Annotated in this window: 14 protein-coding genes; 8 read left to right on the top strand and 6 right to left on the bottom strand. The window is 54.8% G+C overall.

What is annotated here, in order from left to right; genetic code table 11:
• Positions 1 to 28 precede the first annotated feature (28 nt).
• From ACLGE8_RS00750 to ACLGE8_RS00740, 3 genes are all read left to right on the top strand, one after another.
• Positions 29 to 1519, top strand: a complete 1491-nt coding sequence (locus ACLGE8_RS00750) for an MFS transporter (protein WP_410995828.1) — start codon at positions 29 to 31, stop codon at positions 1517 to 1519.
• 127 nt (positions 1520 to 1646) lie between these two features.
• Complete coding sequence (locus tag ACLGE8_RS00745; protein WP_410995827.1) at positions 1647 to 2048, top strand: antitoxin Xre-like helix-turn-helix domain-containing protein; 402 nt, start codon at positions 1647 to 1649, stop codon at positions 2046 to 2048.
• Positions 2045 to 2740 carry an RES family NAD+ phosphorylase gene (locus ACLGE8_RS00740; protein WP_410995826.1) on the top strand — a complete coding sequence of 232 codons (696 nt, stop codon included), beginning with the start codon at positions 2045 to 2047 and terminating at the stop codon, positions 2738 to 2740. The genes ACLGE8_RS00745 and ACLGE8_RS00740 overlap by 4 nt, the downstream gene beginning before the upstream one ends.
• A 5-nt stretch (positions 2741 to 2745) precedes the next feature.
• On the opposite strand, the gene yddG is transcribed toward ACLGE8_RS00740, so the two are convergent.
• A complete protein-coding gene (gene yddG / locus ACLGE8_RS00735; protein ID WP_410995825.1) occupies positions 2746 to 3624 on the bottom strand; it encodes an aromatic amino acid DMT transporter YddG in 879 nt (292 codons plus the stop codon).
• A 220-nt stretch (positions 3625 to 3844) separates the two neighbouring features.
• Here yddG and fdnG point away from each other — a divergent pair, with 220 nt between their 5' ends.
• The 3 genes from fdnG to fdnI are packed head-to-tail and all read left to right on the top strand — an operon-like array spanning position 3845 to position 8440.
• The gene (gene fdnG / locus ACLGE8_RS00730) at positions 3845 to 6892 is read left to right on the top strand and encodes a formate dehydrogenase-N subunit alpha (RefSeq protein WP_410995824.1); all 3048 of its coding nucleotides are present in this window, start codon (positions 3845 to 3847) and stop codon (positions 6890 to 6892) included.
• Positions 6893 to 6903: 11 nt separating this feature from the next.
• Positions 6904 to 7791, top strand: coding sequence for a formate dehydrogenase subunit beta (gene fdxH / locus ACLGE8_RS00725; RefSeq protein WP_410995823.1), 888 nt, complete (start codon positions 6904 to 6906; stop codon positions 7789 to 7791).
• Entirely contained in the window at positions 7784 to 8440 is a 657-nt protein-coding gene (gene fdnI, locus ACLGE8_RS00720; RefSeq protein WP_410995822.1) for a formate dehydrogenase-N subunit gamma, read from the top strand. Before fdxH ends, fdnI begins: the two co-directional genes overlap by 8 nt.
• 85 nt (positions 8441 to 8525) lie before the next feature.
• Here the strand turns inward: fdnI and ACLGE8_RS00715 are convergent, their stop codons facing one another.
• Together ACLGE8_RS00715 and ACLGE8_RS00710 are read right to left on the bottom strand one after the other, a co-directional pair.
• Positions 8526 to 8783, bottom strand: a complete 258-nt coding sequence (locus tag ACLGE8_RS00715) for a CcdB family protein (protein WP_410996089.1) — start codon at positions 8781 to 8783, stop codon at positions 8526 to 8528.
• 65 nt (positions 8784 to 8848) lie between these two features.
• A complete protein-coding gene (locus tag ACLGE8_RS00710) occupies positions 8849 to 9040 on the bottom strand; it encodes a hypothetical protein (protein ID WP_410995820.1) in 192 nt (63 codons plus the stop codon).
• Between the two features lie 254 nt (positions 9041 to 9294).
• Here ACLGE8_RS00710 and araJ point away from each other — a divergent pair, with 254 nt between their 5' ends.
• Positions 9295 to 10461, top strand: a complete 1167-nt coding sequence (gene araJ / locus ACLGE8_RS00705; RefSeq protein WP_410995819.1) for an MFS transporter AraJ — start codon at positions 9295 to 9297, stop codon at positions 10459 to 10461.
• A 36-nt stretch (positions 10462 to 10497) separates the two neighbouring features.
• On the opposite strand, the gene adhP is transcribed toward araJ, so the two are convergent.
• Positions 10498 to 11508 (bottom strand): alcohol dehydrogenase AdhP, encoded by a 1011-nt coding sequence (gene adhP / locus ACLGE8_RS00700; RefSeq protein WP_410995818.1) that lies wholly within the window; start codon positions 11506 to 11508, stop codon positions 10498 to 10500.
• 218 nt (positions 11509 to 11726) lie between these two features.
• Between adhP and ACLGE8_RS00695 the strand changes: the two genes are divergently transcribed.
• Positions 11727 to 12326, top strand: a complete 600-nt coding sequence (locus ACLGE8_RS00695) for an inorganic diphosphatase (RefSeq protein WP_410995817.1) — start codon at positions 11727 to 11729, stop codon at positions 12324 to 12326.
• A gap of 96 nt (positions 12327 to 12422) precedes the next feature.
• Here the strand turns inward: ACLGE8_RS00695 and ACLGE8_RS00690 are convergent, their stop codons facing one another.
• A complete protein-coding gene (locus tag ACLGE8_RS00690; protein WP_410995816.1) occupies positions 12423 to 14135 on the bottom strand; it encodes an ATP-binding cassette domain-containing protein in 1713 nt (570 codons plus the stop codon).
• Between the two features lie 404 nt (positions 14136 to 14539).
• The gene (locus ACLGE8_RS00685) at positions 14540 to 16234 is read right to left on the bottom strand and encodes an NAD-dependent malic enzyme (protein WP_410996087.1); all 1695 of its coding nucleotides are present in this window, start codon (positions 16232 to 16234) and stop codon (positions 14540 to 14542) included.
• Positions 16235 to 16245 lie beyond the last annotated feature (11 nt).

The following is a 16245-nucleotide window of genomic DNA, read 5'->3' as shown; positions in this document are numbered from 1 at the left end:
AATGCAACATGATGTGAGGAACAAAAAAATGTCACGCCAATGGTTAACGCTCATGGCTATCCTGATGGTCTATATCCCGGTGGCGATCGATGCCACCGTGCTGCACGTGGCCGCGCCGACGCTGAGCGTCGCGCTGGGCACCAGCGGCAATGAGCTGCTGTGGATCATTGATATCTATTCACTGGTAATGGCCGGAATGGTGCTGCCAATGGGCGCACTCGGCGACAAGATCGGTTTTAAACGTCTGCTGCTGCTCGGCAGCGGGATCTTCGGCCTGGCATCGCTGGCAGCGGCGTTTTCGCCGACTGCGCTAACGCTGATTGCTTCCCGCGCGCTGCTGGCGATTGGTGCGGCGATGATTGTACCGGCCACACTCGCCGGGATCCGCACCACCTTTGCTGAAGCCCGTCACCGTAATATGGCGCTGGGCCTGTGGGCGGCCGTTGGCTCCGGCGGTGCGGCGTTCGGCCCGCTGGTGGGCGGCATGCTGCTGGAGCACTTCTATTGGGGTTCGGTGTTCCTGATTAACGTCCCGATTGTGCTGGTGGTGATTGCCATTAATGCCCGAATTGTGCCGCGCCAGCCTGCGCGACGTGAACAGCCGCTGAATCTTTTCCAGGCGCTGGTGCTGATTGCCGCCATTCTGATGCTGGTATTTAGCGCTAAATCGGCGCTGAAGGGGCAGCTTGCGCTATGGCTGGTGGCGGTGGCGGCGATTGCCGGCGCCGGCATGCTGTACTGGTTTGTCCGCAAACAGCTCTCTGCCGCGCGCCCGATGGTCGATATGCGCCTCTTTACCCATCGCATTATTTTAAGCGGGGTGATGATGGCAATGACGGCGCTGATAACCCTGGTTGGGTTTGAGCTGCTGATGGCGCAGGAACTGCAGTTTGTGCATGGCAAAACGCCGTTTGAAGCCGGGCTGTTTATGCTGCCAGTGATGGTGGCGAGCGGTTTTAGCGGCCCGATTGCCGGGATGCTGGTGTCGAAGCTGGGGCTGCGTGAAGTGGCGACCGGGGGAATGCTGTTAAGCGCGCTGAGCTTCATTGGCCTGTCGATGACCGATTTCAGCACCCAACAGTGGCTGGCATGGGGGCTGATGACGCTGCTGGGCTTTAGCGTGGCTAGCGCACTGCTGGCCTCCAGTTCAGCGATTATGGCGGCGGCGCCGAAAGAGAAAGCGGCGGCGGCAGGAGCCATTGAAACCATGGCCTACGAGCTGGGCGCGGGGCTGGGCATTGCGCTGTTCGGCCTGATCCTGACCCGCAGCTACACCTCGTCGATTGTGCTGCCAGACGGGGTAAACGGCGCGGCGGCCGAGCAGGCGGCTTCATCGATTAGCGAAGCGATAAAGCTGGCGCAGTCAATGCCTGCTATTCCGGCGCAAAGCCTGATTGAAGCGGCAAAAACGGCGTTTATCAACTCGCACAGCATTGTGCTGGCGACGGCGGGCGTGCTGCTGCTTCTGCTGGCTGCCGGTATCTGGCGCAGTCTGGCGAAGGTCCCGGACCCGGCATAATTTTCTGATGAGCCAGCCGTGCTCTCTCAGGTGGAGATGTACATTATTGAACATTTACACTACAATCGTTATTAAATGTACACACCGCTTCACGGATGATGTACGGAGATAACGTACGGGAGGGCATATGGCCACAGTACAAGAAAGCCATGTAAATGGGAGTGTTGATACCAGCAAAGCGCTGCCGGTTGTTTTCCGTATACTGGAAAAATGGCAGTGCAACACAGATGAACAACTGAGATTGCTGGGTATCAGTTCACGTTCAACATTGAACAAATATAAAGAGTCGAAGGGCGGCATTCGCTTAAGTGTGGATATCCAGGAACGGATGAGCTACATCCTGAACATCCATAAGTGCCTGCGGTTACTGTTCACCGCCGATGACAGCATCTACGGCTGGGTGCGTAAACCGAACTCGCATCCTTTCTTTGCCGGACGCTCGGCCATGGACGTGATGAACGGTGGCCGGGTTGCCGATCTCTATGAGGTTGCGTCCCGACTTCAGTCCTGGCGAGGAGGGATGGCTTGAACACTGAAGCGCCATCCCTCATTGAGTTAACGGATGCGGTTGCCTACCGGATCATTCCCAGCCGTTATCCCACCATCGACCTGTTTGAAGATGTCGCCAGCATTGATGAACTTGAAGCCGTCTGGGCCATTGAAGCGCTGACCAACGAACGGTTGCTGGAGCAGGCCGGCGAACTGATGCGCGTGCCGAAAGCAGATTGGCTGGTTGGGCTTAACGGCAGTAGTTACGTGATGGCTGCCTTTACGCATATCAACCCTGAAGGCGCACGCTTCACGACCGGCGATTTTGGCGGCTATTATTGCGCGCCGCTGCTGGATACGGCGGTGAAGGAGACGGTGTACCATCAGGAACGCATCTTCGGCTATACCAACGAGCCCGCGCAAAAGGTTCAGATGCGGGTGCTGTATACGGAATTTGATGCGGCTTTAGTGGATATCACTCGCGAGCCGTTTATCTCATCACCGCTCTATCATGCCACGGACTACAGCCAGTCGAAGGTCTTTGCACAGGGGCAAAAAATGCAGGGAAGGGACGGTATTCACTACTGTTCGGTGCGCCATACCGGCCACACCTGCTATGTGCTTTATCGGCCCTGCCTGGTCAAAAAAGTGACGCAGGCAGAGCATCTGGAGTATCACTGGAACGGTCGTTCGATTACTAATATTCTGAGCATTAAGCTCTACGGCGACTAATGGGTTTACCGCCGGGTGGCCTGCCAGCAGAGCAGCGAACCCACGCAGACCATCGCCGCGCCCTGCCAGAACGACCAGGAGAGCGCGGCGCTAAGCAGTACCGCCGCCAGCGCTGAAGAGAGGACTGGCGTAAAGTAAGACGCGACGGCCAGCAGGCTGACGTTACCGTGCAGTATGCCCACGTTCCATGCCGCATAGGCTAATCCTAATGCTAATGCGCACATCACCAGTTTAATCACCACTGGCCAGCTAAAGATCATCGGTGGTTGGTCGCTTAGCAGGAATTTCACCCACAGGCTTAACGCCGTCAGCAAAACAAACAGCGTGATACCGTTTTTGCCTTTGGCATATTTGGCGGTAACGGTGCAGTAAGCTGCCCAGATAAACGCACCGACAAAGGCCAGAATATAGCTCAGCGGGCTTGAGATGACGTTGCGGGTTATTTCGTGGATATCCAGCCCTTGTTCACCGCCTAATACCCAGGTAACGCCGAATATTGACAGCAATAATCCAGGAATGACCAATAAGCTGCTTTTTTGGCCGTTAAACAAAATGGCGAACAAAATGGTCAGGCTCGGCCAGAGATAGTTAACCATACCGACTTCAATAGCCTGCTGGCGAGTACCCGCATAGCCCAGCGACAGCGCGAGGCAGATCTCATAGCTGACGAAAAGCACGCTGCCGGCGACCAGGTAACGCGGCGGGATCTGGCGCAGTTGCGGGAAACCGACGGTGAAGATCAGCAACAGGCCGCTCAGGCTGTAGATCATCGCCGCACCACCCACCGGGCCAAGCCCTTCGCTGACGCCGCGAATCAACCCAACCATGGTGCTCCATAATACGATGGCGGTGAGTCCCGTCAGCGTTGCTCTCTTTTTATCCATCTCTAACCTGATGCTTTTACAAATGAAGTCGTCGGTTATAGCATTTTTTAGCCGCCGCTGGTGATATTTTTCCTCGACGCCTAACCCTTAAGGATTAATGAAATTCGCTGACCCTGACTATTAAGGGGGGCTTAGTTTTCGACATTGATTTGACGCAAAAAAAACAGGGACATTGCTGTTAGTTTCCTTCTCGAAGTACATCCATACGATGAGGAAAACAATGGACGTCAGCCGCAGAAAGTTTTTTAAAATCTGCGCGGGCGGTATGGCTGGGACGACGGCTGCGGCATTAGGGTTTGCCCCTAAACTGGCGTTAGCACAGGCGCGAAATTTCAAATTACTGCGCGCTAAAGAAGTTCGTAACTCCTGCACATACTGCTCCGTAGGTTGTGGGCTATTAATGTATAGCCTGGGCGATGGAGCAAAAAATACCCGGGAATCGATTTATCACATAGAAGGTGACCCGGATCATCCGGTAAGCCGTGGCGCACTGTGTCCGAAAGGCGCGGGGCTGCTGGACTATGTACACAGTGAAAACCGCCTGCGCTATCCGGAATACCGCGCACCTGGCTCAGATAAATGGCAGCGTATTTCGTGGAATGAAGCCTTCGATCGCATCGCAAAATTGATGAAGGCCGACCGCGACGCCAACTTTATTGAGAAGAATGAGCAGGGCGTGACGGTTAACCGCTGGCTCTCCACCGGGATGCTGTGCGCATCCGCGGCAAGTAATGAGACCGGCATGCTGACGCAGAAGTTTGTGCGCTCACTCGGCATGCTGGCGGTAGACAACCAGGCGCGCGTCTGACACGGACCAACGGTAGCAAGTCTTGCTCCAACATTTGGTCGCGGTGCGATGACCAACCACTGGGTTGATATCAAAAACGCCAACGTCGTGATGGTGATGGGCGGTAACGCCGCTGAAGCCCATCCAGTGGGATTCCGCTGGGCGATGGAAGCGAAAAACAATAACGATGCCACGCTTATCGTTGTCGACCCGCGCTTTACGCGTACGGCGTCGGTGGCTGATATCTATGCGCCAATTCGTTCCGGTACCGACATTACCTTCCTGTCGGGCGTGCTGCTGTATCTTATCGAAAACAATAAGATCAACGCCGAATACGTGAAGCATTACACCAACGCCAGCCTGCTGGTGCGGGATGACTTTGCCTTCGAAGACGGCCTGTTCAGCGGCTATGATGCCGAGAAACGTCAGTACGACAAATCGTCCTGGAACTATCAGTACGATGAAAACGGCTATGCCAAACGCGATGAAACGCTGACCCATCCGCGCTGCGTGTGGAACCTGCTGAAACAGCACGTTTCCCGCTATACGCCGGACGTGGTGGAGAACATCTGCGGTACGCCGAAAGCGGACTTCCTGAAAGTGTGCGACGTGCTGGCTTCCACCAGCGCGGCAGACCGTACCACTACCTTCCTGTATGCGCTGGGCTGGACGCAGCACACCGTTGGGGCGCAGAACATTCGCACCATGGCGATGATCCAGCTGCTGCTCGGCAATATGGGGATGGCAGGCGGCGGTGTGAACGCCTTGCGCGGTCACTCCAACATTCAGGGGTTAACCGACTTAGGTCTGTTGTCGACCAGCCTGACCGGCTATCTGACGCTGCCATCGGATAAACAGCCCGATCTGCAAACCTATCTGACCGCCAATACGCCGAAAGCGCTGCTGCCAGAACAGGTGAACTACTGGAGTAACTATCCGAAGTTCTTCGTCAGCCTGATGAAATCGTTCTACGGCGACGCGGCGACGAAGGATAACGACTGGGGCTTTAACTGGCTGCCGAAATGGGACCAGGCCTACGACGTTATCAAATACTTCAACATGATGGATAACGACAAAGTCACCGGCTACATCTGTCAGGGCTTTAACCCGGTTGCGTCGTTCCCGGACAAAAACAAGGTGGTACGCAGCTTAAGTAAGCTGAAGTACATGGTGGTTATCGACCCGTTAGTGACCGAAACCTCGACCTTCTGGCAGAACCACGGCGAGTCTAACGACGTTGACCCATCGACGATTCAGACCGAAGTGTTCCGTCTGCCGTCGACCTGCTTCGCAGAAGAAGACGGTTCTATTGCTAACTCCGGCCGCTGGCTGCAGTGGCACTGGAAAGGTCAGGAAGCGCCGGGTGAGGCGCGTAACGACGGCGAGATTCTGGCCGGTATTTACCATCGTCTGCGCGAGATGTATCGCAACGAAGGCGGTAAGGGCGTTGAGCCGCTGCTGAAAATGGGCTGGAACTACAAACAGCCGGACCATCCTGAGTCTGAAGAAGTCGCGAAAGAGAACAACGGCTACGCGCTGGCCGACCTGTATGACGCCAACGGCGTGCTGGTGGCGAAGAAAGGTCAGTTGCTTAATAGCTTTGCGCTGCTGCGCGACGACGGTACCACGGCATCCTCTTGCTGGATCTATACCGGTAGCTGGACCGAACAGGGTAACCAGATGGCCAACCGCGATAATGCCGACCCGTCAGGGCTGGGCAATACGCTGGGTTGGGCATGGGCCTGGCCGCTGAACCGTCGCGTGCTGTACAACCGCGCTTCGGCGGACGTGAACGGCAAACCGTGGGATCCGAAACGGATGCTGATCCAGTGGAACGGTACGAAATGGACGGGTAACGATATCCCGGACTTTAATACCGCACCGCCGGGAAGCAAAACCAATCCGTTCATCATGCAGCAGGAAGGTCTGGGCCGTCTGTTTGCCCTCGATAAGCTGGCAGAAGGGCCGTTCCCGGAACACTACGAGCCGATGGAAACGCCGCTGGGTACTAACCCGCTGCACCCGAACGTTATCTCGAGCCCGGTTGTCCGTATCTACGAAGAAGATGCCCTGCGTCTTGGCAAGAAAGATAAGTTCCCATATGTCGGGACCACTTATCGTCTGACCGAGCATTTCCATACCTGGACTAAGCATGCGCGTCTCAACGCCATTGCGCAGCCGGAACAGTTTGTGGAAATCAGCGAAGGGCTGGCGAAGGCCAAAGGGATTGCCAACGGTGACCGTGTGACCGTTAGCAGCAAGCGTGGCTTTATTCGCGCCGTGGCGGTGGTGACCCGTCGTCTGCAGACCTTGAACGTGAACGGCCAGCAGGTGGAAACCATCGGTATCCCGCTGCACTGGGGTTACGAAGGCGTTGCCCGTAAAGGCTATATCGCCAATACCCTGACGCCAAACGTCGGCGATTCCAACTCGCAAACGCCGGAGTATAAGGCGTTCCTGGTTAACATCGAGAAAGCGTAAGGAGCGTTTAAATGGCGATGGAAACACAAGACATTATTAAACGCTCTGCAACCAACCCGATTACCCCCGCGCCTCGTGCGCGGGACTATAAGGAAGAAGTTGCCAAGCTGATTGATGTCTCCTCCTGTGTGGGCTGTAAGGCCTGCCAGGTGGCCTGCTCCGAGTGGAATGATATTCGCGACGAGGTGGGGCATTGCGTTGGGGTTTACGATAACCCGGCGGATCTGAGCGCCAAGTCCTGGACGGTGATGCGCTTTAGCGAAACCGAGCAGAACGGCAAGCTGGAGTGGCTGATTCGTAAAGACGGCTGTATGCACTGTGAGGACCCGGGCTGCCTGAAGGCGTGTCCGTCCGCCGGGGCAATTATTCAGTACGCCAACGGGATCGTCGATTTCCAGCAGGAAAACTGTATCGGCTGCGGTTACTGCATCGCCGGGTGTCCGTTTAATATTCCGCGCCTCAACAAAGAGGACAACCGCGTTTATAAATGCACCCTGTGTGTAGACCGCGTCAGCGTGGGTCAGGAACCGGCCTGTGTGAAAACCTGTCCGACCGGGGCGATTCACTTCGGCACCAAGAAAGAGATGCTGGACGTAGCGCAGGAGCGCGTCGATAAGCTTAAGAAACGCGGTTACCCGCATGCCGGTATCTATAATCCGGAAGGCGTGGGCGGCACCCATGTGATGTACGTACTGCATCATGCGGATCAGCCGGAGTTGTATCATAAGCTGCCGAAAGATCCGGCCATCGATACCAGCATTAATCTGTGGAAAGGGGCGCTCAAACCACTCTCCGCCGCCGGCTTTATCGCCACCTTTGCCGGGCTGATTTATCACTACATTGGTATTGGCCCGAACAAAGAAGTGGACGATGACGAAGAGGAGGATGGTCATGAGTAAGTCTAAAATGATTGTGCGCACCACGTTTGTCGACCGCGCCTGTCACTGGACGGTGGCTATCTGCTTCTTCCTGGTGGCGGTATCGGGGATTTCGTTCTTCTTCCCGACGCTGCAATGGCTGACCGAAACCTTCGGTACACCGCAGATGGGGCGTATTCTGCACCCGTTCTTCGGCGTACTGATCTTCGTGGTGCTGATGTTTATGTTTGCCCGCTTCGTGCATCACAACATTCCGGATAAGCAGGATATTCCGTGGGTGCTGGGGATTGTCGAAGTGCTGAAAGGCAACGAGCATAAAGTGGCGAAGGTCGGGAAATATAACGCCGGGCAGAAGATGATGTTCTGGACCATCATGAGCATGATTTTTGTGCTGCTGGTGACCGGGGTGATTATCTGGCGTCCTTACTTTGCGCCGTTTTTCCCGATTCAGGTGATTCGCTACGCGCTGCTGATTCATGCTGCTTCAGCCATCATTCTGATCCACGCGATCCTTATCCATATGTATATGGCGTTCTGGGTCAAAGGGTCGATTAAAGGGATGATTGAAGGCAAGGTGAGTCGTCGCTGGGCGCAGAAACACCATCCGCGCTGGTATCGTGAAGTTGAGCGAGTAGAGGCGAAGAAAGAGAGTTCGGAAGGGATGAAGTAAGGGTTCTTTCTGTAAGTGAAGAGCGGCTTGATGCCCCTTGAGGGGGAGCGTTAAGCCGCTCTTTTTGTGTGTGATATTGCAGGACTCATGTGTTTGTAACGAGAGCATCAATGGCTGATATTACGCTTGAGCGTTCACTGCGTAAATTACAGATAAAATGTCGGTTATTGAGCTTACCTTTACTTATGCTGGTCATTGATGGTGTATTGATTGCTACTGTCTGGAAATCAATATTCACCAACGGCGTTGCCTGATGGGAATAACCGTTTAAATAAGCTTGACGACTTAAAGGAAGCACTAGCCGTGTTGAAAGATCGCCATAATAGTCATGTTGGATCACCATAATATACGGATGAATATGACGGGTTCTTTCAGACGGATTTCGATAAACATCAAATTGGCGGCACATTAAAGTACCTCATAAAAGGGATCGTCGGTTAAAAGCCCTGTTAATTGCGTAAACTCGTTCATTCTGTTAATAAATTCACGATCTTCGTGAGCGCTGTCGTACTGTTCGATATCGCCAGTCGAGGCGTTACTCGCTGAACCGTTTTCCATGCCGTTTTTCGGTATTTCCCTAACTGTGTTGTTTGATTTCATGATGACCTCCTTGTGAAGAAGAGCACGATTATCCGCCGTTCTTGCTAAAACACAATTAGCCTGATTCCACCTTTGCGCGCCGCCTTCCAGAAAATATTGTCCAGTTGCCTACGCACTTATCGCGGCCTCGAACATGAACCATTCGCGCTGTATATATGGATAAATATGTTGTTAGGCGTTTTAGGCTGGTCTGTACCCCATGAATGGTCAATAATGCCTCTCTGCAAACTCAACAGAAACAAGTGATTAGAGGGATGAAAAAGACAATTTTTGCGCTGGCGCTAGGCACGTTTGGTCTGGGGATGGCGGAATTTGGCATTATGGGCGTGCTGCCGGAGCTGGCGCATGATGTAGGGATCTCGATCCCGGCGGCGGGTAATATGATCTCCTGGTATGCTTTCGGCGTGGTGATCGGCGCGCCAATTATTGCGCTGTTTTCCACCCGTTTCTCCCTGAAATCCATCATGCTGCTGCTGGCGGCGCTCTGCGTGCTCGGCAACGTCATTTTTACCTTTTCATCGAGCTACGTGATGCTGGCGATTGGCCGTCTGGTGTCGGGCTTTCCGCACGGGGCGTACTTTGGCGTGGGGGCGATTATTCTGTCGAAGATTGCGCCGCGTGGCCGGGTGACGGCGGCGGTAGCGGGGATGATCGCCGGGATGACGGTGGCAAATCTGGTTGGGGTACCTGCGGGAACGTGGCTGGGGCATCAGTTTAGCTGGCGCTATACCTTCCTGGCGATTGCGCTATTCGACGTGGCGGTGCTGGTGGCGATTGTGGCCTGGGTGCCGACGCTGTTTGATAAATCTGACGCGCGGCTTCGCGAGCAGTTCCACTTTTTGAAAAGCCCTGCACCGTGGCTTATCTTCGCGGCGACCATGTTCGGTAACGCTGGGGTATTTGCGTGGTTCAGCTATATCAAGCCGTTTATGATGAACGTCTCTGGTTTCCAGGAAGGGGCCATTATGTTCATTATGATGCTGGTGGGACTGGGTATGGTGCTGGGCAATATCCTCAGCGGTAAGCTCTCCGGGCGCTACAGTCCGCTGCGTATTGCGGCAACGACCGATTTCGTTATCGTGGTGGCGCTGCTGCTTATCTTTGCCCTCGGCGGCTTTAAGGTTGCGTCATTGACGTTGGCGTTTATCTGCTGTGCGGGTCTGTTCGCGCTGTCGGCGCCGTTGCAAATCCTGCTGCTGCAAAACGCGAAGGGTGGGGAAATGCTCGGGGCTGCTGGTGGGCAGATTGCTTTTAACCTCGGCAGTGCGATTGGCGCTTTCTTTGGCGGGCTGATGATTACGATGAATTTCGGCTGGAATTCGGTGGCGCTACCGGCAGCGGCGCTGTCGTTCCTGGCGATGTCGTCTCTGCTGCTTTATGCGCGCTATCAACAACAGCAGCAAAAGCTGGTGGCTGCCTGAGAGTAGCCTCTCCCTCAATGGGAGAGGCTCTGGGTATTAATGGCGAAGATCGATAACCATACGGCCACGGATCTGGCCCAGTTCCATCTCTTTAAAGATAGCGTTGATGTCGTTTAACGGACGCAGCGCCACTTTCGGTACCACTTTTCCTTCAGCAGCAAACTGGAAGGCCTCGGTCAGATCCTGACGGGTGCCGACCAGCGAACCGACCACTTCAATACCGTCCAGTACCAGACGCGGAATATCGAGACTCATCGCTTCCGGCGGCAGGCCAACGGCCACCACGCGGCCACCGGCACGCACCGCGTCAACGGCGGAGTTAAAGGCCGCTTTCGCGACAGCGGTCACGACGGCAGCGTGTGCGCCGCCGGTTAGTTCCTGAACCTGTTTTGCCGCATCTTCGCTGCGTGAGTTGATGGTAATATCCGCGCCCATCTCTTTAGCCAGCTTCAACTGCTCGTCGTTAACATCGAGAGCAATCACTTTGGCGTTAAAGACGTTTTTAGCATACTGCAGCGCCAGGTTGCCCAAGCCGCCGAGACCGTAAATCGCAATCCACTGGCCCGGTTTGATTTTAGAGATTTTCACCGCTTTATAGGTGGTAACACCTGCGCAGGTAATGCTGCTGGCTGCAGCAGAATCCAGACCGTCCGGGACTTTGACCGAATAGTCGGCGGTGACGATGCACTCTTCAGCCATGCCGCCATCAACGCTGTAGCCGGCATTTTTGACTGAACGACACAGTGTTTCGTTGCCGCTGTTGCAGTATTCGCAGTGGCCGCAGCCCTCGAAGAACCAGGCAACGCTTGCGCGATCACCCACTTTCAGAGAGGAGACGCCAGGGCCGATTGCCTTCACGATCCCAATACCTTCATGGCCGAGTATCACCCCGGTCTTATCACCGAAATCGCCGTTCTTGACGTGCAGATCGGTGTGACAGACCCCGCAGCATTCCATGGATAACAGGGCTTCACCGTGCTGCAGTGGGCGCAGCGTTTTTTCAGTGACGTTTACCTGATGGTCATGCGTGACGACAGCAGCCTTCATAATCCTACTCCTGGTTAATATGCATTTGATAATAATACTCATTAATAGTTAGCGATGGGGCGGTAAAAAGCAAGGCCGGAAGAGGGAAAAATCTGGTGGTTTTTCATATTGATAGCACATAGCGTTCATCGTTATGTCATCCGGCGGTCATCATTTATTCATCAGTAAACTCTACCGTGTCGTTTTTGCTTTTCTTATAACGATAGAGTGAACGCACAATGCATCTGGTAAAAACTATCCTCGCCGCAAGCCTTTTTCTTTCCGCCGCCGTGCAGGCGCACAACGTGCTCGACTTCCCGCAGCCGGAGAACAACCCGGAAGAGTTTTATGCGGTAACGGAGATCCCGGCCGGTGGCATTATTAAATATGAAACCGACGCCAAAACCGGTTTTTTAGTCGCTGACCGCTTCCAGTCAATGCCGGTGGCGTATCCTGCCAACTACGGCTCTCTGACCCAGTCGCTGGCGGGAGACGGCGACCCGCTGGACGTGGTGTTCTATACTCGTGCGCCAATGGCTCCGGGTACGCTAATCAAACTGCGCGCCATTGGCGTATTGAAGATGATTGATGGTGGGGAGAAGGACGACAAAATTATCGCCGTGCCAACCACTAAAATTGACCCGACCTATGACGATATCAAGAATATCAGCGACCTGCCGAAGGTAGAGCAGGAGCGTCTTCAGGCTTTCTTCCGCGTCTATAAACAGCTGCCGGAAGGGCGTAAAAAGGTGGAGCTGAACGGCTTTAACGATGCCGCTGCTGCGAAGCAGGAAATCAAGCAGGCGTGGGACGCCTGGAAAGAGACGCACCCGCAGTAAAATGTAGCCCGGACGAGGCGGAACGCCGACTCCGGGATCTTCTGGATGTTGCGGTAAAAACCCGGCGTCGCTGCGCTTGGCCGGGCTACGGGTAGGTTAAGTTAATTGGTTATTGATGTGCGCAATCTCCTCTCGCCAGCGCTGCTGCAACTGCGGTTTCTGATGTTTTGGCTTACGCGCCAGGTCTTCGGCTAATCGCCACTCAAGCTCAATTAAGCGCTCCAGCAGGTCATCAGCCTCCGATGTGATTTTCGCTTCTGGTTCCGCTATGGCACGCGGCGCATCCGGGCAGACGCGGTGACGAAGCTGCTCGTACACCTCATCCGCATCGTGCCACTCGCTTAACCCGTTTTCGTCAATTAACCAGAAGCGGTTACAGCTATTGCTTATCAATTGACGGTCGTGACTGACCAGCAGCAGCCCGCCGGGATACTCGCGCAGCGTTTGCGCCAGCGCCGCTTTGCCGTCGATGTCCAGGTGGTTGGTTGGCTCATCGAGCAGCAGCAGGCTGTAACGGGCAAGCGACAGGCCGACAAACAGCAGGCGAGAGCGTTCGCCGCCGCTTAAGGTACTGACCTTTTGCCCATGACGCGCCCAGCCAAAACCGGCGGAAATCAGCGCACGTTTCCGCGTTTCTGCATAGGGTTCAAACAGTTCCAGCGCATCCAGCAGGCTGTCATCGTCCGCCAGTTGATTCAACGTCTGGTCGTAATATCCAGACTTCAGGCGTGGGTGCAGCTTCAGCCCAGCCTCCGCTGATTCCTGCTGCATGTGCCGCCAGAGCAGGCGTAACAGCGAGGATTTACCGCCGCCGTTGCGGCCCATAATGGCTACACGGTCGCCGCTCTGTAACCGTGCAATACCGGTAGTAAACAGCGGTGATAGCCCCGGAGCCGGTGCCACCGGCAGATTATCCATCTCCAGCAGACGGTCTGCCCGCAGCGCATCGCCGTGTAGCGCGAGCGTCCATGGCGTGCCGGCGGTGAGTTCCGTCTGACTCTCCTTTAAGCGCGAAACCTGTTTCTCCATCTGTTTGGCTTTGCGCGAGAGATCTTCGTTGTCATACACCCGTCCCCAGGTGGCCAGACGTTTGGCGCTGGCAGTGACGCGGTCGATCTCTTTCTGTTCAGCCTTGTGACGCAGTGCATCGCTTTCATCCTGCTCCTCCAGCGCCTGACGGGCGGCAGTGCAGGGCAGTGAGAAGGCGTGCAGGGTCTTATCACGTAATATCCAGCTGGTATTGGTGACGGCATCCAGCAGAGGATTATCGTGAGAGACCAGGATGAAACTACCGCTCCAGCTATTCAGGAAGTTTTCCAGCCATAGCAGCGTTGGCAGGTCGAGATGGTTACCCGGTTCATCCAGCAGCAGCAGATCCGGTTGTAGCATTAGCGCTCGCGCTAATAGCAGCCGGGTATGCTGGCCACCGCTTAGCGTTGCGGCTGGATGGTCAATCTCATTCGGTGCAAAACCCATCTCCATCAACAGACGTTCGGCCTGCCAGCGCTGGCTTCCACGCTGCGAAGCGGGCAGCTGCGCCAGAACCGCCTGAATTAAGGATTGGTCGAGCAGTTCATCCGGAAGATGCTGTTCTACGCGCGCCATCAGGCAATGGCTGGCTAACGCTACGCGCCCGGAAGAGGGAAACAGCGTGCCGTCCAGTACCTGTAACAGGGTACTTTTGCCGCAGCCGTTGTAGCCGATAAGGCCAATACGGTCGCCTTTTTTCAGGGTAAAGGAGAGGTCAAGGAAAAGAGGGCCGAACGCCGTCTCAACGTGAAGAGATTGTGCAGTTAGTAATGTGCTCATTTGCTTACTCAAGAGTTACAGGCATGAGAATGCCTCGTCAAACATCGCTGACGATAACCTGGTAAGCCCGAGGGAAGGGTTTAGGGATTGGTGTCTTCGCTCAAGCAGAAGTTATCGCAGCACGATACCGATAACGCTTGAGCTGGTGCGATCACCAAATGTATGTGAAACATTGAAAATTTCACAGTACAGCATAATTAGCCTCCTTTTAGTGTTGTCAGGTTGATAGGTGAAGGCAGTGTAGCGGCAGTGTGAATATTAATCTAGTGAATATATCATTAGTTACAACATACATATTAAGTGCTACAGAATTAACCATATGAAGCATTGTGCCACTGATCTTTGGTTCATCAGAACAAGGAGAAAACCCGGCGGCGCTACGCTTGGCCGGGCTACATAGAGGGTTAGATAGAGGTACGACGGTAGTTGCGGTATTCCGGCTGCCAGAAGTTCTCATCAATAGCTTCTTGCAGGGCGTCGGCGGAGGTATTGGTGGCAACACCTTGTTGCTGAGCCATTTTGCCGACCGCAAACGCAATGGCGCGGGAGACCTTATGGATATCTTTCAGCTCTGGCAGCACCAGACCTTCACCGTGGTTAGCCAGCGGGGAATGCTTCGCCAGCGTTTCGCTGGCAGACATCAGCATCTCGTCGGTAATACGCGACGCGCCGGAGGCAATCACGCCCAAACCAATGCCCGGGAAGATATAGGAGTTGTTGCACTGGGCGATAGGATAGACGGTATCTTTCCAGGTGACCGGTGCGAACGGGCTACCGGTGGCAACCAGCGCCTGACCGTCGGTCCAACTGATGATGTCCTGCGGCGTGGCTTCAACGCGTGACGTTGGGTTCGACAGCGGCATCACGATTGGACGCGGGCAGTGTTTATGCATCTCGCGAATAATCTCTTCCGTGAACAGCCCGGTCTGGCCGGAAACGCCGATCAGAATGTTTGGCTTCACGTTGCGTACGACATCGAGCAGGGAAATCTCGTCGTTTTCGTGCTGCCAGCCCTGAATTTTTTCCTGTTTCTGCGCCAGTTTACTCTGGAATGAAAGCAGGTTAGGCATCTGGTCGGTCAGCAGGCCAAAGCGGTCAACCATAAACACGCGGCTACGTGCTTGCTCTTCACTCAGACCTTCACGCTGCATCTGGGCGATAATCTGTTCGGCGATGCCGCAGCCCGCAGAGCCTGCGCCCAGGAAGACCACTTTCTGCTCATTGAGCTGGCTGCCCGCCGCGCGGCTTGCCGCAATCAGCGTGCCGACGGTGACCGCCGCAGTGCCCTGGATGTCATCGTTAAAGCAGCAGATTTCATCACGGTAGCGGCTAAGCAGCGGCATGGCGTTTTTCTGCGCGAAGTCTTCGAACTGCAGCAGCACGTTTGGCCAGCGGTGTTTAACGGCCTGGATGAAATCATCCACGAACTGATAGTACTCATCATCGCTGATGCGCGGGTTGCGACAACCCATATACAGCGGGTCGTTCAGCAGTTGCTGGTTATTGGTACCAACATCGAGCACCACTGGCAGCGTATGCGCCGGGCTGATACCGCCGCAGGCGGTGTACAGGGACAGTTTACCGATTGGAATGCCCATGCCGCCGATCCCCTGGTCGCCAAGGCCGAGAATACGCTCACCGTCGGTCACCACGATCACTTTGATATTGTGGTTCGGCACGTTCTGCAGAATGTCGTCCATATTGTGACGATTCTGATAGGAGATAAAGACACCGCGTGCGCGACGGTAGATCTCGGAGAAACGTTCACAGGCGGCGCCAACGGTTGGCGTGTAAATCACCGGCATCATCTCATCGAGATGATTTTCAACCAGGCGATAGAACAGGGTTTCGTTAGTGTCCTGAATATTGCGCAGGTAGATATGCTTGTCGATTTCAGTTTTGAAACCCTGGTACTGGATCCAGGCGCGTTCAGCCTGCTCCTCAATGCTTTCAACCACTTCAGGCAGTAGCCCGAGCAGGTTAAAGTTGCTGCGTTCTTCCATGCTGAACGCACTGCCTTTATTTAGCAGGGGAAATTCCAACAGAACCGGTCCCGCGTAGGGGATATAAAGGGAACGATTTTTCTTGCCTGGTAACATCTTACGTAACT

This window comes from Kluyvera sp. 142486 (assembly GCF_046569695.1).
Classification (GTDB): Bacteria; Pseudomonadota; Gammaproteobacteria; order Enterobacterales; family Enterobacteriaceae; genus Kluyvera.
The sequence above is the reverse complement of the archived record's forward strand: the minus strand, read 5'-3'. Positions and strand labels throughout refer to the sequence as shown.